The 19,745-nt window shown below is 62.9% G+C and carries 18 protein-coding genes; 8 read left to right on the top strand and 10 right to left on the bottom strand.

Features of this window, described 5'->3' with window-relative positions; all coding sequences use genetic code 11:
- Positions 1 to 101: 101 nt before the first annotated feature.
- Positions 102 to 455: a flagellar hook-basal body complex protein FliE gene (gene fliE / locus AWB72_RS00495; RefSeq protein WP_040048561.1), complete on the bottom strand. Its 354-nt coding sequence runs from the start codon at positions 453 to 455 to the stop codon at positions 102 to 104.
- Positions 456 to 712: 257 nt separating this feature from the next.
- Between fliE and fliF the strand changes: the two genes are divergently transcribed.
- The 8 genes from fliF (at position 713) to flgL (ending at position 11,566) form a co-directional block, all read left to right on the top strand.
- A complete protein-coding gene (gene fliF / locus AWB72_RS00500) occupies positions 713 to 2,488 on the top strand; it encodes a flagellar basal-body MS-ring/collar protein FliF (RefSeq protein ID WP_087127761.1) in 1,776 nt (591 codons plus the stop codon).
- On the top strand, positions 2,478 to 3,473 hold the full coding sequence (gene fliG, locus AWB72_RS00505) for a flagellar motor switch protein FliG (RefSeq protein WP_040048563.1): 996 nt from the start codon (positions 2,478 to 2,480) through the stop codon (positions 3,471 to 3,473). The genes fliF and fliG overlap by 11 nt, the downstream gene beginning before the upstream one ends.
- Positions 3,466 to 4,134 carry a flagellar assembly protein FliH gene (fliH, locus tag AWB72_RS00510; protein WP_040048564.1) on the top strand — a complete coding sequence of 223 codons (669 nt, stop codon included), beginning with the start codon at positions 3,466 to 3,468 and terminating at the stop codon, positions 4,132 to 4,134. The genes fliG and fliH overlap by 8 nt, the downstream gene beginning before the upstream one ends.
- A complete protein-coding gene (fliI, locus tag AWB72_RS00515) occupies positions 4,128 to 5,663 on the top strand; it encodes a flagellar protein export ATPase FliI (protein ID WP_040048565.1) in 1,536 nt (511 codons plus the stop codon). Before fliH ends, fliI begins: the two co-directional genes overlap by 7 nt.
- Positions 5,664 to 5,721: 58 nt before the next feature.
- Positions 5,722 to 6,171, top strand: coding sequence for a flagellar export protein FliJ (gene fliJ / locus AWB72_RS00520; protein WP_040048566.1), 450 nt, complete (start codon positions 5,722 to 5,724; stop codon positions 6,169 to 6,171).
- A 57-nt stretch (positions 6,172 to 6,228) separates the two neighbouring features.
- Positions 6,229 to 7,623 carry a flagellar hook-length control protein FliK gene (locus AWB72_RS00525; RefSeq protein WP_087127762.1) on the top strand — a complete coding sequence of 465 codons (1,395 nt, stop codon included), beginning with the start codon at positions 6,229 to 6,231 and terminating at the stop codon, positions 7,621 to 7,623.
- A 749-nt stretch (positions 7,624 to 8,372) separates the two neighbouring features.
- Entirely contained in the window at positions 8,373 to 10,316 is a 1,944-nt protein-coding gene (gene flgK / locus AWB72_RS00530; protein WP_040052876.1) for a flagellar hook-associated protein FlgK, read from the top strand.
- Positions 10,317 to 10,327: 11 nt separating this feature from the next.
- The gene (gene flgL, locus AWB72_RS00535) at positions 10,328 to 11,566 is read left to right on the top strand and encodes a flagellar hook-associated protein FlgL (protein WP_040052875.1); all 1,239 of its coding nucleotides are present in this window, start codon (positions 10,328 to 10,330) and stop codon (positions 11,564 to 11,566) included.
- Between the two features lie 630 nt (positions 11,567 to 12,196).
- On the opposite strand, the gene fliR is transcribed toward flgL, so the two are convergent.
- The 9 genes from fliR to flgJ all read right to left on the bottom strand — a co-directional run bounded on the left by fliR (position 12,197) and on the right by flgJ (position 19,737).
- Positions 12,197 to 12,991, bottom strand: a complete 795-nt coding sequence (fliR, locus tag AWB72_RS00540; protein WP_040052874.1) for a flagellar biosynthetic protein FliR — start codon at positions 12,989 to 12,991, stop codon at positions 12,197 to 12,199.
- A gap of 10 nt (positions 12,992 to 13,001) precedes the next feature.
- Entirely contained in the window at positions 13,002 to 13,271 is a 270-nt protein-coding gene (fliQ, locus tag AWB72_RS00545) for a flagellar biosynthesis protein FliQ (protein WP_008352562.1), read from the bottom strand.
- 10 nt (positions 13,272 to 13,281) lie between these two features.
- Positions 13,282 to 14,064 (bottom strand): flagellar type III secretion system pore protein FliP, encoded by a 783-nt coding sequence (gene fliP, locus AWB72_RS00550; protein ID WP_040052873.1) that lies wholly within the window; start codon positions 14,062 to 14,064, stop codon positions 13,282 to 13,284.
- 207 nt (positions 14,065 to 14,271) lie between these two features.
- Entirely contained in the window at positions 14,272 to 14,802 is a 531-nt protein-coding gene (fliO, locus tag AWB72_RS00555; RefSeq protein ID WP_040052872.1) for a flagellar biosynthetic protein FliO, read from the bottom strand.
- Positions 14,799 to 15,233, bottom strand: coding sequence for a flagellar motor switch protein FliN (gene fliN / locus AWB72_RS00560; RefSeq protein ID WP_040052871.1), 435 nt, complete (start codon positions 15,231 to 15,233; stop codon positions 14,799 to 14,801). Before fliN ends, fliO begins: the two co-directional genes overlap by 4 nt.
- Entirely contained in the window at positions 15,226 to 16,224 is a 999-nt protein-coding gene (fliM, locus tag AWB72_RS00565; RefSeq protein ID WP_040052870.1) for a flagellar motor switch protein FliM, read from the bottom strand. Before fliM ends, fliN begins: the two co-directional genes overlap by 8 nt.
- Positions 16,225 to 16,261: 37 nt before the next feature.
- The gene (gene fliL, locus AWB72_RS00570; protein ID WP_040052869.1) at positions 16,262 to 16,747 is read right to left on the bottom strand and encodes a flagellar basal body-associated protein FliL; all 486 of its coding nucleotides are present in this window, start codon (positions 16,745 to 16,747) and stop codon (positions 16,262 to 16,264) included.
- Positions 16,748 to 17,698: 951 nt separating this feature from the next.
- Positions 17,699 to 18,451, bottom strand: a complete 753-nt coding sequence (locus AWB72_RS00575; RefSeq protein WP_040052868.1) for a flagellar brake protein — start codon at positions 18,449 to 18,451, stop codon at positions 17,699 to 17,701.
- A gap of 227 nt (positions 18,452 to 18,678) precedes the next feature.
- The gene (gene flgJ, locus AWB72_RS00580; RefSeq protein ID WP_040052867.1) at positions 18,679 to 19,737 is read right to left on the bottom strand and encodes a flagellar assembly peptidoglycan hydrolase FlgJ; all 1,059 of its coding nucleotides are present in this window, start codon (positions 19,735 to 19,737) and stop codon (positions 18,679 to 18,681) included.
- Between the last annotated feature and the right edge of the window lie 8 nt (positions 19,738 to 19,745).

The following is a 19,745-nucleotide window of genomic DNA, read 5'->3' on the forward strand; positions in this document are numbered from 1 at the left end:
CGCCGTGCTGTTATCGGGGTTATCGGAGAAACGCGGCAAAGCTTTAGGGCGCAAGGCTCGGGGCCATACCGGCTGGACGCGCGGGACGGCGTTTCAGCGCGTCAGACCGAGATCTGCATGATGTCGTTGTAGGCCGAGACCAGCTTGTTGCGCACCTGCAGGCCGAATTGCAGCCCGACGTTCGCCTTCTGCATGTCCACCATCACGTCGTTGAGCGAGACGTTCGGCGCGCCGATCTCGAATGCGTGCGCTTCCTTGAGCGCGCTCGTCTGGTTGTCGCTGATCTTGTCGATCGACGATTTCAGCGCGTCCGCGAAACTGCCCGCGCTCACCGCGCCCGAGCCGCCGCTTTGTCCGGTGACCGCGCCGGACGCCGTCGCGCCGCCGGCCGCCTGCGCGGACATCGACTGGATCGCGCTCAGTGCGGCGGAAAGCGGATTGATCGGAAAGTTCATGTTGACTCCGTGTGACTGAAACGCTGTTGCAAAGGCCGGAAAAGGGTCCGGACGGCGCTCGAAAGCCTCGTCGGGACATGAAAAAGATTAGCAGCGGGTGCGTTTCCAAACCGCCCGAAGAACGGGGGAAACCCGGCTCTATTCGTCGAATCGACTTGCAATGTTGTGCGGATAATCCCCATCGTGAAAAGACTTCCTCAACCGCTGACGCACAGTCGCGGCAGGAAGACGCAACAGATTCGGAGTATCGACGCCAAATGGAAACGCCCAACAATTCTTTGATCACGCCCGACGCCAGAATGGGTCTGGCGGGCGCGCAGCCAGGCGCGGCCGGCAGCCCCGCCGCGGGCGCGGGCCTTTCCGGCGCGGATTTCGGCGGCTTTGCGCAGCGCGTGCCGATGCTGTCGCAGTTCCGCTCGAACCCGCGCGTGCCGCTGATCATCGCGGTCGCCGTCCTCGCGATGGTCGTCGCGGGCCTCTTGCTGTGGTCGCGCCAGCCGGACTATCGCGTGCTGTTCAGCAATCTGTCGGATCGCGACGGCGGCGCAATCGTTGCCGCGCTCCAGCAGGGCAATATTCCGTACAAGCTCTCGGACGGCGGCGGCGCCATTCTCGTGCCGGCCGAACAGGTTCACGAAACGCGCCTGCGTCTCGCGAGCCAGGGTTTGCCGAAGAACGGCTCGGTCGGCTTCGAACTGATGGACAACCAGAAGTTCGGCATCAGCCAGTTCGCGGAACAGATCAACTATCAGCGCGCGCTCGAAGGCGAGCTGGAACGCACCATCGGCTCGATTTCGTCGATGAAGTCGGCGCGCGTGCATCTCGCCATTCCGAAGCCGAGCGTCTTCGTGCGCGACAAGGAACTGCCGACCGCTTCCGTGATGATCAACCTCTACCCCGGCCGCGTGCTCGACGAAGGCCAGGTGCTCGCGATCGCGCACATGGTCGCGTCGGGCGTGGCGGACATGCCGGTGAAGAACGTGAACATCGTCGATCAGGACGGCAACCTGCTCACGAGCCAGAGCGCGGCGAGCGGTCTCGACGCATCGCAACTGAAATATGTGCAGCAGATCGAGCACAACACGCAAAAGCGCATCGACGCGATCCTCGCGCCGCTCTTCGGCGCCGGCAATGCGCGCTCGCAGGTCAGCGCGGACATCGACTTCTCGAAGCTCGAGCAGACCGCCGAAAGCTACGGCCCGAACGCGAATCCGCAGAGCACGGCGATCCGCAGCCAGCAATCGAGCGAATCGAGCGAAACGTCGGGCAGCGGCGCGACGGGCGTGCCGGGCGCGCTCTCGAACCAGCCGCCGCAGCCGGCATCCGCGCCGGTCGACGCCGCCGCATCGGGCTCGGCCGCTGCGAAGTCCACGCCGCAAAACCTGCGCAAGGACACGACGACGAACTACGAAGTGGATCGCACCGTGCGCCACTTCGAGCAGGCGACGGGCGGCATCAAGCGTCTTTCCGTGGCGGTGGTCGTCAATTACGAAAAGCAGGTCGATGCGAAGGGCAAGGTCACGATGACGCCGCTCGCCGCCGACAAGCTCGCGCAAGTCCAGCAGCTCGTGAAGGACGCGATGGGCTACGACGAGAAGCGCGGCGATTCGGTGAACGTGGTGAACAGCTCGTTCTCGTCGAACCTGGACATGACGCCCGACGTGCCGTGGTGGCGCACGCCCGACATGATCGCGCGGGGCATCGCGCTGGCGAAGTACGTGGGCATCGGCATCGTCGCGCTGTTCCTGTACTTCAGCATGGTGAAGCCGGCAATGCGCCGCGCCTTCCCGCCGCCGCCGGAACTCGCGCCTACGCTGGCGGGCGGCCCGGACGATCTCTCGCTGCTCGACGGCCCGACCTTGGACGGCGAGAAGAAGGAAGACGAAGAAAAGGATGCCGAGGTGAGTCTCCTCGGTCATGAAAGCAACAAGGCGAAATTCGATCGCAATCTCGAGTACGCGCGCATGGTCGCGCGTCAGGACCCGAGAATCGTTGCGACGGTCGTAAAGAACTGGGTGTCCGATGAACGCTGAAGGCCTGAATAAAGCCGCGCTCCTCCTGATGTCGATCGGTGAGGAAGAAGCCGCCGACGTTTTCAAGTATCTCGCGCCGCGCGAGGTGCAGAAGATCGGCGCGACGATGGCGGCGCTGAAGAACGTGACGCGCGAGCAGCTCGACAACGTGCTGACCGAGTTCGTCTCGGAAGCGGAAAAGCACACGGCGCTGTCGCTCGATTCGAGCGAGTACATCCGCTCGGTGCTGACGAAGGCGCTCGGCGAAAACAAGGCCGGCGCGCTGATCGACCGCATTCTGCAAGGCAGCGACACGAGCGGCATCGAAGGCCTGAAGTGGATGGACTCGGGCGCGGTCGCGGAACTCATCAAGAACGAGCATCCGCAGATCATCGCGACGATTCTCGTGCACCTGGACCGCGATCAGGCGTCGGAAATCGTGTCGCTGCTGAACGACCGCCTGCGCAACGACGTGCTCCTGCGCATTGCGACGCTCGACGGCATTCAGCCCGCCGCGCTGCGCGAACTCGACGACGTGCTGACCACGCTCCTCTCCGGCAGCGACAACCTGAAGCGCGCGCCGATGGGCGGCATCCGCACGGCAGCCGAGATTCTCAACTTCATGTCGAGCAATCACGAGGAAGGCGTGCTGTCGAACGTGCGCGAATACGACGCCGAACTGGCGCAGAAGATCATCGACCAGATGTTCGTGTTCGAGAACCTGATGGACCTCGAAGACCGCGCGATCCAGTTGCTCTTGAAGGAAGTGGAATCCGAAACGCTGATCGTGTCGCTCAAGGGCGCGCAGCCGGGATTGCGCCAGAAGTTCCTGTCGAACATGTCGCAGCGCGCGGCCGAACTGCTCGCCGAAGACCTCGATTCGCGCGGTCCGGTGCGCGTGTCGGAAGTGGAACAGCAGCAGCGCAAGATCCTGCAGATCGTGCGCAATCTCGCCGAAAACGGCCAGATCCAGCTAGGCGGCAAGGCGGAGGACGCATATGTCTAACGCCGCGGCCGCGAAGGCGAACATGTCCGCGTATCAACGCTGGGAGATGGCGTCGTTCGATCCCGTCACCGTCGACAACAGTGCGGCGGATCAGGCCGCGCTCGAAGCGCATCTGCGCCGCGTCGAGGAAGACGCGCACGCCCAGGGGCTTGCGAAGGGACACGTCGCCGGTCAGGCGCTCGGCTTCAAGACGGGCTTCGAGCAGGGTCAGGCGAAGGGTTTCGAGGAAGGCCGCAAGGAAGCGCTCGCGCAAGCCGAGCAACTCGCGCAGATCGCCGATACGTTCAGGACCGCGCTGCAAGCCGCCGATGCGGCCATCGCGGAGACGCTCGCCGCGCTCGCCATCGACATTGCGCAGCAGGTCGTGCGTCAGCATTTGACGCTCGATCCGACCGCGCTCGTCGCCGTGGCGCGGGAAGTGATCGCCGCCGAGCCGGAGCTTTCGGGCACGCCGACGTTGATCGTCAGCCCGACGGATCTGCCGGTCGTCGATTCGTATCTGAAGGAAGAACTGGAAGCCGCCGGCTGGACCGTGCGGCCCGATCCGACCATCGAACGCGGCGGCTGCAAGGCGCACGCCGCGACCGGCGAAATCGACGCGACCAACGCGTCGCGCTGGGAACGCGTGGCCGCCGCGCTCGGGAGCAACAAGCCGTGGTGAACAACCGCATCACACAGGACGGACTGAGCGCGCTGGAACAGGAAATCGCGCGCGCGTCGTTCGGGCCGCTCGCGGGCGATGAAAGCCTCGGCGCCCTCGACGACGCCGACGCGGACACGATCGCCGCGCGCACGATCGCCGAACTGGCGACGCTCGCGGGCAATCCGCACATCGACACGTGGCGCGAGAAGCTCGACGCGCTGAAGTCGCGCAACGCCATCGCGAAGCCGCTGCGTCCGTGCGGGCGTCTGACGCGCGCGGCCGGTCTCGTGCTGGAAGCGGTCGGCCTGAAGATGGGCGTCGGCTCCGAATGCATGATCGAGTTGCCGCCCGGCAGCGCGATTCCGACCGCCGAAGCCGAAGTCGTCGGCTTCGCGGGCGACAAGCTCTTTCTGATGCCGACGACGGAAGTCGCGGGTCTCTTGCCCGGCGCGCGCGTGTATCCGCTCGAAAGCGCGCCGATCAACGATCCGATGGCGGGCGCGAAGCGCTTGCCCGTCGGCTGGGAAATGCTCGGCCGCGTGGTCGATGCGTCCGGCCGTCCGCTCGACGGGCTCGGCCCGCTCGGCGCGAAAGTCGATGCGCCGCTGTCCGCGCCGGTCATCAATCCGCTGAACCGCGAGCCGATTCACAAGGTGCTTGACGTCGGCGTGCGCGCGATCAACTCGCTGCTCACGGTCGGGCGCGGCCAGCGCATGGGCCTGTTCGCGGGCTCGGGCGTCGGTAAATCGGTGCTGCTCGGCACGATGGCGCGCTACACGAGCGCGGAAGTGATCGTGATCGGGCTGATCGGCGAACGCGGCCGCGAAGTGAAGGAATTCATCGAGCAGATTCTGGGCGAAGACGGTCTCGCGCGCTCGGTCGTGGTGGCCGCGCCGGCGGATGTGTCGCCCGTGCTGCGGATGCAGGCCGCCGCGTACACGACCTCGCTCGCCGAATATTTCCGCGATCAGGGCAAGCACGTGCTGATGCTGATGGATTCGCTCACCCGCTACGCGATGGCGCAGCGCGAGATTGCGCTCGCGATCGGCGAGCCGCCGGCGACGAAGGGCTATCCGCCTTCGGTGTTCGCGAAGCTGCCGGCGCTCGTCGAACGGACGGGGAACGGGCCGGAAGGCGGCGGTTCGATCACCGCGTTCTATACGGTGCTGACCGAAGGCGACGATCAGCAGGACCCGATCGCCGATTCCGCGCGCGCGATTCTGGACGGCCACATCGTGCTGAACCGGTCGCTGGCGGAGGCGGGGCACTATCCGGCGATCGATATCGAGCAGTCGATCAGCCGCGTGATGACGTCGATCATCGACGACAAGCATCTGGAGCGCGTGCGTCTGTTCAAACAGATGTTGTCGCGCTATCAGCGGAACAAGGATTTGATCAACGTGGGCGCGTATTCGAGCGGCCGCGACCAGTTGCTGGACCGGGCGATCGCGCTGTATCCGCGCATGGAGCAGTTTTTACAGCAAGGCTTTCGCGAGCAGGCAAATTTTGAACCGAGCCTTGATTTGTTGCACCAGCTTTTCGACTAGTATTCGAGCCATTCATCAGAAGAACGCGTAGTTCCACGACCACAGAGACCGCACGTCCATGTCCAAGAATCTGCCGATCAACACGCTCATCGAGCTGGCGCAGGAAGAGCTCGAATCCGTCACCAAGAAGCTGGGGAAGCTGCAGCAGGAAAAGACCGAGATCGAGGCGCAACTCGCTTCGCTCGTGACTTACCGCGACGAGTATCACGCGAAGTTCACGGCGTCGGCGCAGGTCGGCACGACAGCGCAGACCCTGCGCAATTTCCAGGCGTTCGTCGATACGCTCGATGCCGCGATCGCGCAGCAGCGCGCGGCGCTCGTGATGGCGGATCACCGCATCGAGGCGATGAAGCCCGAATGGCGCCTGAAGAAACAGAAGGTCGGCAGTTACGAAGTGCTCGCAGCGCGCGGCGAAGCGGTGCTCGCGAAGCAGGCGGCGCGTGTGGAGCAGCGCGAAGCGGATGAGCATGCGGCGAAGATTCTGCGCATGCGGTCCGCGAGAGCATGAGATTTTTAGCGGCGTTGGTCCGCGTGTAATTCATTTATCGGATTTCAGAGGCTGAATATGTCCTCCGTTTCATTCACGGGCGCGCTTTCGGGTGCGTCGTCTTCTCAGGCTTCGGGCGCATCGGCGGCCAAGCGCGCGGCGAGCGCGGGCGTGTCGTTCGGGCAGACGCTGCAGGGCATCACCGATCGCGCGCATGCCGAGGCTCAAGCGGCGCAGGCGCTCGCTTCCGGCGATACGTCGAGCGTGCATGACGCGCCGAAGCCCGACGACAGCGCATCGGGCAAGGACGACGACGCGCACGCCAAGTCGTCATCGGCCGATGCGAGCACGAAGGCGGACGCATCGGCGCGTGCGGACAAGAGCGCGGGCGCGGATGAATCGAAGGCGTCCGACGCTGCGAAGCCGTCCACGTCCGCCGATGCCGCCGCGAAAGCCGCAGCCGACGCGAAGGCACGCGCGGATGCCGCGAACGCGGCGAACGCCAACCATGCCGACGCCGCTTCCGACGACGCGACGCTTGCCGATCTCGCCGATGCGGCGACGGCGAGCGGCGTGACGACGGCATCGACGGATGGCGAGACGTCCGCGACCGGCGACACGAAGAAAACCGACGACGCGAAATCCGCGCAGGACGCGCTGCAAGCCGCGCTCGCGGCGATGAACAACGCGCCGGCGGCGGCTGCACCGGTGGTTCATTCGAACGCCAGTACGGGCGAAGCGGGTAACGCGAATAATGCGGGCGATGCGCAGACGCGGGGCGCCAAGGGCGCGCGCGCGGGCGTGGTGCTGGCGAACGTATCGGCGGGCGATGCGAAGGGCGCTGCGACGACGGCGCAGGCGGAAGCGACCGCGATGACGAACGCGCAGGCCGCGTTGACGCCGGTGGCGGCGGACGGCGCGAGCGCCGCGTACGAGCAGGCTGCGGATGCGGCGGCGCACGCGGTGGCGTTGCAGGCGGCATCGGCGAATTCGGGCGTATCGAGTCCGCAGGGCGCGATGACAGCGGCGACGAGCGCGGCGATTGCGCCGCACGTGGGCGCATCGGGCTGGGACGATGCGTTCAGCCAGAAAGTCGTTTTCTTGTCGAATGCGAATCAGCAGAGTGCGGAGCTGACGCTCAATCCGAAGGATCTTGGGCCGTTGCAGGTGACGTTGCAGGTGGCGGACAACCATGCGCATGCGCTGTTCGTGTCGCAGCATGTGCAGGTGCGCGAGGCTGTTGAGGCGGCGATGCCCAGGCTGCGTGAGGCGATGGAGGCGAATGGCATCAGCCTCGGGAGTGCTTCTGTTTCCGATGGATCGGCGTTTGGCCGGCAGTCGCACGAGGAGCGGAATGGCGACGGGCATTCCTCGAGGGGCGGTTTTGCTGGCGCTTCAGTTGGGCGTGTTGCTGGTGGCGGTTCTTCTTTGCCGACGCGGCGCACGGTCGGGCTTGTCGATACTTTTGCCTAAGGCAGTTTTCTTCGTTTCTTTTTTTTCTTCGTTTTTTCGTGTCGGTCTATTAGCACGCCCCTCCCCGGGGCGGGGGTCACTTTCTTTGCTGCTGCAAAGAAAGTAACCAAAGAAAGCAGCTTTTCTGGCCCGAAGCACTATATCTCTGGTCACTCCGTAGAACGAGATTGGCACTCAGCTTGACACAGCCTTGAATCACCCTCCGCGCCCGCTGAGCGCCACCCCATGCGAGCCCCCTGGCTCGACAAAACCATCGGTGCGCAACGCATCATGCAATGCCACGAGTCTCGAGATTTATTCTTCGGGTGACTATGGTTGGTGACTTTCGGTTGCGGCGCGGGTTTTTTGTTAGTGCGTGGGCGGTGGTGCGCGATGGTGTTGTCGAGCCCGGGGGCTCGCATGGGGTGGCGCCCAGCGGGCGTGGAAGGTGATTCAAGGTTGATTCAAGCTGAGTGCCAATCTTGTTCTACGGAGTGGTCACCCCTTCGATGCATCGGGCCAAGAAAGCTGCTTTCTTTGGTTACTTTCTTTGCAGCAGCAAAGAAAGTGACCCCCGCCCCGGGGAGGGGCGAGCCAATAGACCGACGCGAAAAAACGAAGAAACGAAGAAACAAAGAAAGAACCAAAACGAAGAACAGAAAAGAACACTAAAGCCCGAGTCCGCTCCGGCCGATATCAAGTTCAACCTCAACCGCGAGCGGAAAAAACCCGCCCGGCGGTAGCCGGAAAGAAAAAGGAACCCCGTCCAAATGTCCAACAACATTTTCAACATCGGCCTGTCGGGCTTGAACGCAGCCCAATGGGGCCTGACGACGACCGGCCAGAACATCAGCAACGCCGCCACGCCGGGCTATACGCTCGAAAAGGTCGCGTATCAGGAATCGTCGGGGCAATTCACCGGCTCGGGCTACCTCGGCACCGGCGTGCAAACCACCACCGTCTCGCGCCAGTACAGCCAGTACCTCACGACACAAGTCAACAACACGCAATCGTCCAGCAGCGCAGCCAACACGTATTACACGATGGTCTCGCAACTGAACAACCTCGTCGGCGATCCGACCCAGGGCATCGCCGCTGGCATCACCAGCTATTTCTCTGGCCTGCAATCGGTGGCGAACTCGGCCAACACGTCGGCGTCGCGCCAGTCGCTCGTCAGCAGCGCGCAGACGCTTGCCAATCAACTGACGTCGGCCGGCGAGACGTACGATCAACTGCGCCAAAGCGTCAACACGCAACTGACCAGCGCCGTATCGTCGATCAACAGCTACGCGCAGCAGATTTCCGATCTCAACAAGCAGATCAGCATCGCGAGCGCGTCCGGACAGCAGCCCAACCAGCTGCTCGATCAGCGCGATCAGGCCGTCACCAGCCTCAGTTCGATGATCGGCGTGCAAGTCGTCCAGCAGGACGGCAACTACAACGTGTTCATCGGCAACGGGCAGCCGCTCGTCGTCGGCAATACGCAATATGGGCTGCAAACGGTCGCGTCGCCGACGGACCCGAGCGAGCTGACCATCGCGTTCAAGAGCCGCGACGGCTCCGCGACCACCCCCGCGCAAACGCAATACATCGATAACTCCGCGCTCACCGGCGGCGTCGTCGGCGGATTGGTCTCCTTCCGCAGCCAGACGCTCGATCCCGCGCAGGCCCAGCTCGGCGCGATCGCGACCAGCTTCGCCGCGCAGCTGAACGGCCAGAACGCGCTCGGCCTCGATCTCAACGGCAACGCGGGCGGCGCACTCTTCTCGACGGGCGAGCCCATCGTCTACGCCGACGCGCGCAACAAGGGCGGCGGCAGCCTGTCCGTCTCGTTCGCCGATCCGACGCAGCCGAGCACGGGCGACTACACCGTCACCTACGACGGCACCGACTATCAGGTGACGGACCGCGCATCGGGCAAATCGGTCGGCAGCTTTTCGGCGGCCGCCGGCAACGGCACGGTCGCGGGCCTGAACATCACCCCGTCGGGCGCGATGCAACCGGGCGATTCGTTCACCATCCAGCCGACGCGCGGCGCGCTCGACAACTTCGCGCTCACGACGACGAGCGCCAGCGCGATCGCGGCGGCGTCGCCGGCGGTGTCGTCGGCATCGACGGCCAATACCGGCACGGCGTCGATCTCGTCGGCGACGGTCACGGCGGGCTACACCATGCCGTCGGGATCGGGCATCACGCTCGCGTACAACAAGGCGGCGTCCGGCTTCACGTCGAATGTCGATGTCACCGTGGGCGGCACCACGTATCCCGCGAACTCGACGATTCCCTACGATGCATCTAAGGGCATGACGGTCACGTCGAACGGCGTGAGCGCGACGATCAGCGGCACGCCCGCCGATACCGACACGTTCAACATCGCGCCGAACAAGGGCGGCACGAGCGACGGCAGCAACGCGCTCAAGATGGCGAATCTCGTCTCGACGAAGTCGCTCGACGGCGGCAGCGAGACGCTCACGAGCTCGTATGCGGCTTACGTGAACACCATCGGCAATCAGACGAACCAGCTCAAGGCGACGAGTTCGTCGCAGACCGCGCTGCTCAATCAGGCGACGACGGCGCAGCAATCCGTGCAGGGCGTGAACCTGAACGAGGAAGCGGCGAATCTCATCCAGTATCAGCAGCTTTATCAGGCGAACAGCAAGGTCATCCAGACGGCGTCGACCCTGTTCCAGACGCTGCTTGGCATCTTCAATTAAGGCGAACCGCGATGCGTATTTCCAGTTCCCAGTACTTCAACCTGAACGTCGCTTCGATGAGCGACCAGCAGAGCACGCTCGCGTCGATGTATCAGCAGATCTCGTCGGGCAAGCGGATTCTCACCGCATCCGACGATCCGCTCGGCGCCGCGCAGGCCGTGCAGCTCACCTTGAAGAGCGGCGCGCTTTCGCAATACGGCACGAACCAGACGACGGCGCTTTCGTCGCTGCAGCAGGAAGACTCGACGCTCAGCGACGTGAGCAACGTGATGCAGAGCATTCAGTCGAAGCTCGTGCAGGCGGGCGACGGATCGCTCACGGATGCGGACCGTTCCTCGGTGGCCGATGCCATCAAGGGTTATCGCGATCAGCTGATGGGCCTGGCCAATACCACCGACAGCAACGGCAACTACATCTTCTCGGGACTGAAGGGCGGCACGCAGCCGTTCGCCGATGATCCGTCGGGCGTGGGCACGACGTATTCGGGCGATTTCGGTCAGCGCACGGTGCAGATCAGCGAAGGGCGATCGATTGCCGTGGGCGACTCGGGCGCATCGATCTTCAGGAGCGTATCGCCGACGGAGAGCGATCCGGTATCGAGCGCGGACAAGAACAACACGGGCTCGGGGACGATCAGCGCCGTGAGCATGCAGGACACGAGCAATCCGAACAACGCGAGCACCTACTCGATCAAGTTCGCCGTCGATGCCACTTCCGGCGCGACGACTTACACGGTGACGGCGACGCCAGCGGATTCATCGTTGCCGACGACGCCGACCGCGTACACGGGCAAGACGGACATCACGCTGGGCGGCCAGAAGGTGACGATCGACGGCGCGCCCGCGAACAACGACACGTTCACGGTGCAGCCGGCGACGAAGGACGACAACGACATTTTCGCGACGCTGGACAATCTCGTGAATGCGCTGAAGCAGCCGACGACTACGCCGGGCGCGCAGGCGGCGTTGCAGAATGCGCTGACGACGGCGGGTACGAAGATCGGCAATACGTTCAACAACGTGTTGTCGGCGCAGACGGTGGTGGGCGGACGCGAGCAGGAAGTGCAGGCGACGCAGACTGCGATGCAGACGACGCAGACGCAGACGGCTTCTGATCTTGCCAATTTGACGAGTATCGATCTCGTTTCGTCCATTAGCTCTTATGAGTTGACGCAGTCTTCGCTGCAGGCCGCACAGATGGCTTTTTCTCAGATTCAGAAAATGTCGTTGTTTCAATACTTGGGCAACTGATTTTTGATTTTTGCGTGCGCTTTGTTGGTCGTTGAACTTGTTTTCGCGTCGGTCTATTGGCTCGCCCCTCCCCGGGGCGGGGGTCACTTTCTTTGCTGCTGCAAAGAAAGTAACCAAAGAAAGCAGCTTTTCGCCCGCACTTCGTTTCTTGATGGTGCACTTCGTAGCGCCACGTTGGCACTCAGCTTGACCCAACCCTGAATCACCCTCCGCGCCCGCTGTGCGCCACCCCACGCGAGCCCCCGGGCTCGACAAAACCATCGCGCACCACCGCCCATGCAATAACGAAAGACTCCAACCAGCAACCGAAAGCCATAAACCATAGCCACGCGACGACTAGATTTCATCGGGACTCGTGGCATTGCGTGATGCGTTGCGTACCGATGGTTTTGTCGAGCCCGGGGGCTCGCATGGGGTAGCGCTCAGCGGGCGCGGAAGGTGATTCAAGGCTGTTTCAAGCTGAGTGCCAACCTGGTTCTACGGAGTGCTCCGTCAAACCGAACCACGGGCGAGAAAGCTGCTTTCTTTGGTTACTTTCTTTGCAGCAGCAAAGAAAGTGACCCCCGCCCCGGGGAGGGGCGTGCTAATAGACCGACGCGTATAAACGAAGAAAACGAAGAAGAAACGCAGTTAGAAAAACCCCTGCGCCACACGCCCCACCTGTTCAATCCCCGAATCGAAGATTCGAAGAAAGAACGGCAAGAGATTCGGCACCATGAGCTGAAGCAACAAAAGCCCGATGAGCATCGTCACGGGAAACCCGACCTGAAAGATCCCGATCTGCGGCGCAGCGCGATTAAGAATCCCCAAAGCGAGGTTGGCGATCAAGAGCGCCGCGACCACCGGCAGTGCGAGCAACAAGCCCGTTGCAAAGATACTGGCGCCGTAGCCAACCAGCACCCGCCAGCCTTGTGCATGAGCCGCAGACGCCACGACATTCGCCCCGACGGGCACGTTCTGAAACGTGGTGATGAGCGCGCCGATCAACTGCAGATGCCCGTCGAATACGAGAAAGGCGAGCATCGCCAACGTATTGAGGTATCGCGATACCACCACCGCATTGCCGCCCGCGCGCGGATCGTAAAGCATCGCGAATCCCAGGCCCATCTGCTGCCCGATGAACTCGCCCGCCGCATCGACGGCCGCGAACGCAATCTGCATCGTCATGCCGATGGCCGCGCCAATCAAAAACTGATTGACGATGATCCACACGCCCGCCGCCGAAAACACCGTCGCCTGCGGCATCGCGGGCAACGTCGGCGCGACAATCAGCGTGACGAACGCAGCAAGCGCGATCTTCACGCGCATCGGAATGGCCATGTGGCTCAGCACCGGCGCGGTGGCCACGAGCGCGAGAATTCGCACGAACGGCCACAGGAACGCGGTCAGCCAGCCATTGAGCTGCGCATAAGTGACGGAAAACATCGCGGCGATCTCAGCCCGTGATCGCGGGCGTGATGGTGAACACGTGACGCATGTAATCGAGCAGCGTCGAAAGCATCCACGGACCGGCAATCACCAGCGTCACCGCGACGGCAATCAGCTTCGGAATGAACGACAGCGTCGATTCGTTGATCTGCGTAGCCGCCTGGAACAGGCTCACCACCAGACCGACGACGAGCGCCACCAGCAGCAACGGCGCAGCCAGCAACAAGGCGACATACATCGCCTGATGCGCCATCGTCATGACGGATTCGGGTGTCATCTGCGTGTCCTCACGAAACGAAGCTCTGCGCGAGCGAGCCGATCAGCAACTGCCAGCCATCGACGAGCACGAACAGCATCAGCTTGAACGGCAGCGCGATCGTCGATGGCGAAACCATCATCATGCCCATCGACATGAGCACGCTCGCCACCACCATGTCGATGATGAGAAACGGAATGAAAATCGTGAAGCCGATCTGAAAGCCCGTCTTCAGCTCGCTCGTCACGAACGACGGCACCAGCAGCGAAAGCGGGACGTCCTCGGGGCCGTTCATCGGCGGAGCCTTGGAAATGCGGGCGAAAAGCGCGAGGTCAGACTCGCGCGTCTGCTTCAGCATGAACTGCTTGAAGGGCGCGACGCCGCGCGTCATCGCCTGATCCATCGCAATGGTGCCTTCGGAAAAGGGCTTGTATGCGTCGTTGTATGCGCGGTCGAGCACCGGCGACATCACGAAGAACGAGAGAAAGAGCGCGAGGCCGACGAGCACCTGATTCGGCGGCGTGCTCGACGTGCCGAGCGCCTGACGCAACAGCGACAGCACGATGATGATGCGCGTGAAGCTCGTCATCATCAGGACCATCGCGGGGAGGAACGAGAGCATCGTCAGCAGCAGCATCGTCTGCACGCTGAGCGAGTACGTCGTGCCGCCGTTGGGGCCGGGACTCGTGTTGAAGGCGGGCAGACCCGCCGTGCTTTGCGCGAACGCCGCGTACGGCATCAACGCGATGACAACGGGCAGCGCGACCTTCGCTCCAACCTTCACTGCGCGCACGATGTTACGACTGACCTGCATGACTTGCTCCTGCCTACGAACCGTAGTCTTGATCGACAGGCTGCATTGTTGACCACCCGACCCGCAAACGATGGCGCGAAAAGAAGGGCAATTCGGGGCTAACTCGTTCTATTGCCGCATGCGTTCGAGTCCCTTTTTCAGGGCATGAAAGCAAAAGCGCGCGATCCTCGCGGACCGCGCGCCTTGTCGCCGCTGCGCTGCGTCGAACTACTTCGCGCCGCCGACGAACTTCTGCATGCGCTTGTTCGCTTCGCCTGCAAGTGCATCGCGAAAGCGCTGACCGAATGAGCCCGGCAACGTTTGCGCGGGTGTCGGCGTCTGATTGCCGATACCATCGGCTTCGGCGGATCCGGCGGGCATCGTATGCAGAAGCCGCACGTTGCCGGGCCCCGCACCGAGCACGAGCCACGTATCGCCGATCTCGACGACCGCCACGCGTTCCTTGTTGCCGAGCGATGCGCCGCCCACCACCTTCACGAGACCGCTTCGCTTGCCGCCCTGAAAGCCGAACTTGCGGGCGAGCCATGCGCAGCCGAACACGAAGCCGATCACGATGACGAGCCCGAAGAGCGTCTGCAGCACCGCGCCGAAGCCGAGCGACGGCACCGCGCTTCCCGCGCCCACGCCCGACGCGATCTGCGCCGCGTGATTCACCGCGTTCATGTCGGCGGCACGGGCGAAAAGCGGTACGGCCATAAGCGGTACGGCGGACAACGAACCAGCGGCGAAGCGTTTCATCGATTCAGCTTCCGGATACGTTCGGACGGCGTGATGATGTCCGTCAGGCGAATGCCGAACTTGTCGTTCACGACGACCACTTCGCCCTGCGCGATGAGACAGCCGTTCACGAGCACGTCCATCGGTTCGCCGGCGAGACCGTCGAGTTCCACGACCGAGCCTTGCGCAAGCTGCAGCAGGTTGCGGATCGCGATCTTCGTGCGGCCGAGTTCCACCGTCATCTGCACGGGGATGTCGAGAATCATCTCGATGTCGTTGCGCGTCGACGGCGGCGTGGCCTTCGACAGCGGCTGGAACACGCCGGCGGATGTGGCCGGTGCTTCGTTGCCGTTTTGTTCGGCGAGCGCGGCCGCCCAGTCGTCCATGGCCATCTCGTCGTCGGTCGAAACGGTCGCGCCAGGCTGCGTGCCTTCCTGCATCAAATCACTCATAACTACCTTCCTTCGGGGAATCGCTTGCGCTGATCATCTTCTGGACGCGCAGCGCGTATTGACCATTGAAAATTCCGTAGCCGCATTCCATCACGGGCACGCCGTCCACCTTGGCGACGACCTGCTCGGGGATATCGATCGGCAAGACATCGCCCACGCGCATGTTGAGCAGCTTTTCGAACGACGATCGAACCTCCGCGAGATCCACCGTCAACTCCACTTCCGCCGATTGCACCTGCTGCGACAGCACGCGGACCCAGCGGCGGTCCACTTCGAGCGCTTCGCCCTGAATGGGCGAGGAGAGCACGTCGCGGATCGGCTCGATCATCGAGTATGGAAAGCAGATGTGCAGCGTGCCGCCCGTCGAGCCGAATTCGATCGTGAACTGCGTGACGATGACGATCTCGTTGGGCGTCGCGACGTTCGCGAACTGCGTGTGCATCTCGGAGCGCATGTATTCGAACTGCAGCGGGCGCACGCTGCGCCACGAGGCCGCGTAGTGCTCGAACACGAGGTTGAGCAGCTTGTGGATGATGCGCTGCTCGGTCTGCGTGAACTCGCGGCCTTCGACGCGCGTATGAAACCGCCCGTCGCCGCCGAAGAGGTTATCGACGACGAAGAACACGAGGTTCGGATCGAACACGAAGAGCGACGTGCCGCGTAACGGCTTCACGTGGACGAGGTTCAGGTTCGTCGGGATGGGCAGATTGCGCGTGAATTCGCTGTATTTCTGCACTTTCACGGGGCCGACGGAGATTTCCGCCGATCGCCGCATGAAGTTGAAGATGCCGACGCGCATGAGTCGCGCGAAGCGGTCGTTGATGATTTCGAGGCCGGGCATCCGGCCGCGGACGATGCGTTCCTGCGTCGCGATGTTGTAGGGACGCACACCGACGGGTTTGTTCTCGTCGGAGACCTGGTCGATTTCGCCGGTGACGCCCTTGAGGAGGGCATCGACCTCCTCTTGCGACATGAACTCTTCGTGGCCCATGACTCTGTTCGTTCCTTAAAGATTGGATGTCGTGGGCTTACTGGACGACGAATTCGGTGAACAGCACATCATCGACATGCACCGGATGATCGGGCGTGCTGGCGATGCTTTCGACGGCGCTGCGCAGTTCGGCGGCGAGCTTGCGTTTGCCGTCGATGGTCGCGAGGTCTTCCGGGTGCTTGGCCGAGAGGATGAGCAGCACGCGGCTGCGGATTTCGGGCATGCGTTCGGTCAGCGCGGCCTGGGCTTTCTCTTCCTTGAGCTTGAGCGTGAGACCGACGCGCAGGTAATGCATGATGCCGTCGTCGGCTTGCAGGTTGACGGTGAGCGAATCGAGCGGGAAGAACACGGGCGGCGGCGGTGCGGGCTTGCTGGCGTGGCCGGATTTTCCGAGCAGGAAGTAGGCGCCGCCGGCACCCGCGCCGAGCAGGACGATTGCGCCGATCGCGATGATCAGGATGCGCTTGAGTTTGCCGCTTTTAGCGGGAACGATGGGTTGCTGGTTTGCGGTCGTGGTAGCCATGAATGCGTGCCTCTTTCGATAGGATGCATTGTTCGCTATCGCGTAAGGTTGTGATGGGGGGAATAGAGGGGGGATTTGGGGCTATCTTTGGGTTTTGCACTGGAGTGCGGACGTTGGGGTTTTTCGTCCGGGGAGCTTGTTTTCGCGTCGGTCTATTTGCGTTGCCCCTTCCCCGGGGCGGGGGAGAGCAGCTTTCTTTGCCCAAAGCACGAAATCTCTGGCCACTCCGTAGAGGCAGATTGGCACTCAGCTTCACGCAAACTTGAATCACCTTCCGCGCCCACTGAGCGCCACGTCCCTTCGGCGCGCGCGGCGGGTTTTCAATGCTTATTATTCGCGTCGGTCTATTAGCACGCCCCTCCCCGGGGCGGGGGTTACTTTCTTTGCTGCTGCAAAGAAAGTAACCAAAGAAAGCAGCTTTGTTGGCCCGAAGCATCGAAGGCGTGCCCACTCCGTAGACCCACGTTGGCACTCAGTTTGAAACAGCCTTGAATCACCTTCCGCGCCCACTGAGCGCCACCCCATGCGAGCCCCCGGGCCCGACAACACCATCGCGTACGACGTCTCACGCGAGAGAAAAGACTTCACGCAGCACCAGACACGCGCGTAAGCCCAATCCGCATGACTTACCGGCGCTGGATGGCAGATTCAGTGGTGAGAGATGCAGCAACGCGGTCCGCTGCACGCCGATGGTGTTAACGAGCCAGGGGGCTCGCATGGGGTGGCGCTCGGCGGGCGCGGAAGGTGATTCAGGGCTGTGTCAAGCTGAGTGCCAACGTGGTTCTACGGAGTGCACCATCAAAACGGACTGCGGGCGAAAAAGCTGCTTTCTTTGGTTACTTTCTTTGCAGCAGCAAAGAAAGTGACCCCCGCCCCGGGGAGGGGCGAGCTAATAGACCGACACGAAAAAACGAAGAAAAGCCCGCCCCTGCAAGAAAGGGGCAAAAACCCTCACCTGACCAATGAACGCCGCTTCATTTCCAACTGAGTAATGAGCCGCTGGAGAGTATTCTCCGCCGACCCCGGCATTGAAACGAACTTGAACCCGAGCGTGAACCGCCGATCGCCCTTCGGCGTAAGCGTCTCCCGGTGCGAGACCAACTTGAGATCAAGCGTCACCTTACCCGTAGCGGTGAAGTGCAATTCAGCATCCTGAATCACGACGCCCATTTCCATATCCGCGACGCGCTCGTCCATCGTGCGCAACGCCACGCCGCCCAGCGACAGATCGTGCACCTCGAAGCGGAACCGGTCGCCATCCGCCAGCGAACCGCTGCAAATATAAGGATCCAGCACCGGCGCCTCGACGCGGAAATACTCGCGACGCTGCATGTAATACAACACCGGCGGAAAGTCCGCCTCGAACGCCGGCCGGCCATCGAACAGGGTCTCGCGCGCCATGCCCGTCGTGAACTCCACGCGAACCCCCTCCGGCGCCGCATGAAAAACGAGCTTCTGCGCACGCAGCACATCGCGATTCTGCTCCGCCACGCCGCCCCAGTCGAACGTGAATCGATGCGACGTCACATCGACATCCAGCAGCCGCGTCACGATCTGCCCGTCGCCATATTGCGCCGTCAGAAAATCCCCGCGATTCGCCAGATTGCGCAGCGATACGCCGATCTCCAGCGGATTCCGACGCCCGAAATCCACTTCGTGGTCGATCTCGTCATCGGCAAAGTCATGCTTGTGATTGGTATTCATGGTGCTGGCCGTGTTCAATTTGCCCTCGCATCGCCGGTCTTTTTTACGCCGCTCAGCGAACCGGACCCCGTCGATCCGGTACTGTCGTCCACGAGTTAGCGGCATGCCTCATGAAAAGTTTAGGGGCCGTCGCGAAATTTCTGTGTGGCGCGCCGTCCCCATCGACGTAAAACGTTTGCACCCTCCGGACGCCCCGCAAGTGCCTCGCGAGTGGCCGCCGCGCTGCGTCAAACGATCTGCTTCATGATCGAGATGAGCTTCTTCGCGTACTGCGGATCCGTCGCGTAGCCCGCCTTCTGCATGCCGTGCGCGAAGCCCGCGACGTCGCGCGACGCTTCCACCACCGGCGCATAGCGCGGATTGCTCTTGATGAAGCTCGCGTAATCGGTCAGCGCATCTTCGTATGAATCGTAGGCGCGGAAGCGCTCCACCACCTTCTTCGGCTGGCCGTTCACGTATTCCGTCGTCACCGCGTTGACCGTCTTGCCGGTCCAGCTGCTCGTCGCCTTGATGCCGAAAATGTTGTGGCTCGTCTGGCCGTTCGCCTGCTTGATCTCGCGTTTGCCCCAGCCCGATTCCAGCGCCGCCTGACCGATGATGAAGCGCGCCGGAATGCCCGTCGCCGCGCTCGCCGCCTGCGCGGGCGCCGCGAGCCGCTCGACGAACGCATTCACCTTGTCCGAACCGTTGCCGTGCGCGGGCGGCTCCAGCGAGCTGGCCGCCGAATAACCGCGGCCATCGCCGAGCGAAGCGCCGTTCTTGTTCGCCTGCGCCGCCGCATAGGCTTTCGCCATCGCGTTCATCGCGGCGATGTTGCCCGCGTTCGATTCGATATCGCCGCCGCCGCCCGACATGCCGCCGAGCGCCTGCATCGCGTTCATCGACTTTTCGCCGCCCGCGCCACCCATGATGTTCGCGTCGGCCTTGCCGCCGGCGTTGCGCATCAGTTGCTTCAACATCATGTCCGCCACGCCGATGCCCTTCGACGACATCTGCTGCGACAACTGCTGGTCGAGCATCGCCGTGAACGACTTCGAATCGTTCGATTCGAACGGACTGTCGGACGGCGTCGCGTCGCGCATGCTCTTCAGCATCATCTGCGTGAAGACGGCGTCGAACTGCTGCGCGGCGGCCTTGAGACCTTGCTGCGGATTCGCGCCGGCCTGCGCACGCAGCGCATCAAAGCCCTGCGTGTCGAGCGCGAACCGGTTCGAGAGATTCGACAGTCCGCTCGTATCGGTCGATGCCAGCGGCGTGCTGGCGATACCGTTCGTATTCGAGTTCATGTGCCGCC

Origin of the sequence: Caballeronia concitans (genome assembly GCF_001544615.1) — a bacterium.
Taxonomy (GTDB): Bacteria; Pseudomonadota; Gammaproteobacteria; order Burkholderiales; family Burkholderiaceae; genus Caballeronia; species Caballeronia concitans.

Coding starts and splice junctions, on each gene's coding strand:
- fliE (WP_040048561.1), bottom strand. CDS start 455: ATGAACTTTCCGATCAATCCGCTTTCCGCCGCACTGAGCGCGATCCAG.
- fliF (WP_087127761.1), top strand. CDS start 713: ATGGAAACGCCCAACAATTCTTTGATCACGCCCGACGCCAGAATGGGT.
- fliG (WP_040048563.1), top strand. CDS start 2,478: ATGAACGCTGAAGGCCTGAATAAAGCCGCGCTCCTCCTGATGTCGATC.
- fliH (WP_040048564.1), top strand. CDS start 3,466: ATGTCTAACGCCGCGGCCGCGAAGGCGAACATGTCCGCGTATCAACGC.
- fliJ (WP_040048566.1), top strand. CDS start 5,722: ATGTCCAAGAATCTGCCGATCAACACGCTCATCGAGCTGGCGCAGGAA.
- AWB72_RS00525 (WP_087127762.1), top strand. CDS start 6,229: ATGTCCTCCGTTTCATTCACGGGCGCGCTTTCGGGTGCGTCGTCTTCT.
- flgK (WP_040052876.1), top strand. CDS start 8,373: ATGTCCAACAACATTTTCAACATCGGCCTGTCGGGCTTGAACGCAGCC.
- flgL (WP_040052875.1), top strand. CDS start 10,328: ATGCGTATTTCCAGTTCCCAGTACTTCAACCTGAACGTCGCTTCGATG.
- fliR (WP_040052874.1), bottom strand. CDS start 12,991: ATGTTTTCCGTCACTTATGCGCAGCTCAATGGCTGGCTGACCGCGTTC.
- fliQ (WP_008352562.1), bottom strand. CDS start 13,271: ATGACACCCGAATCCGTCATGACGATGGCGCATCAGGCGATGTATGTC.
- fliP (WP_040052873.1), bottom strand. CDS start 14,064: ATGCAGGTCAGTCGTAACATCGTGCGCGCAGTGAAGGTTGGAGCGAAG.
- fliO (WP_040052872.1), bottom strand. CDS start 14,802: ATGAAACGCTTCGCCGCTGGTTCGTTGTCCGCCGTACCGCTTATGGCC.
- fliN (WP_040052871.1), bottom strand. CDS start 15,233: ATGAGTGATTTGATGCAGGAAGGCACGCAGCCTGGCGCGACCGTTTCG.
- fliM (WP_040052870.1), bottom strand. CDS start 16,224: ATGGGCCACGAAGAGTTCATGTCGCAAGAGGAGGTCGATGCCCTCCTC.
- fliL (WP_040052869.1), bottom strand. CDS start 16,747: ATGGCTACCACGACCGCAAACCAGCAACCCATCGTTCCCGCTAAAAGC.
- AWB72_RS00575 (WP_040052868.1), bottom strand. CDS start 18,451: ATGAATACCAATCACAAGCATGACTTTGCCGATGACGAGATCGACCAC.
- flgJ (WP_040052867.1), bottom strand. CDS start 19,737: ATGAACTCGAATACGAACGGTATCGCCAGCACGCCGCTGGCATCGACC.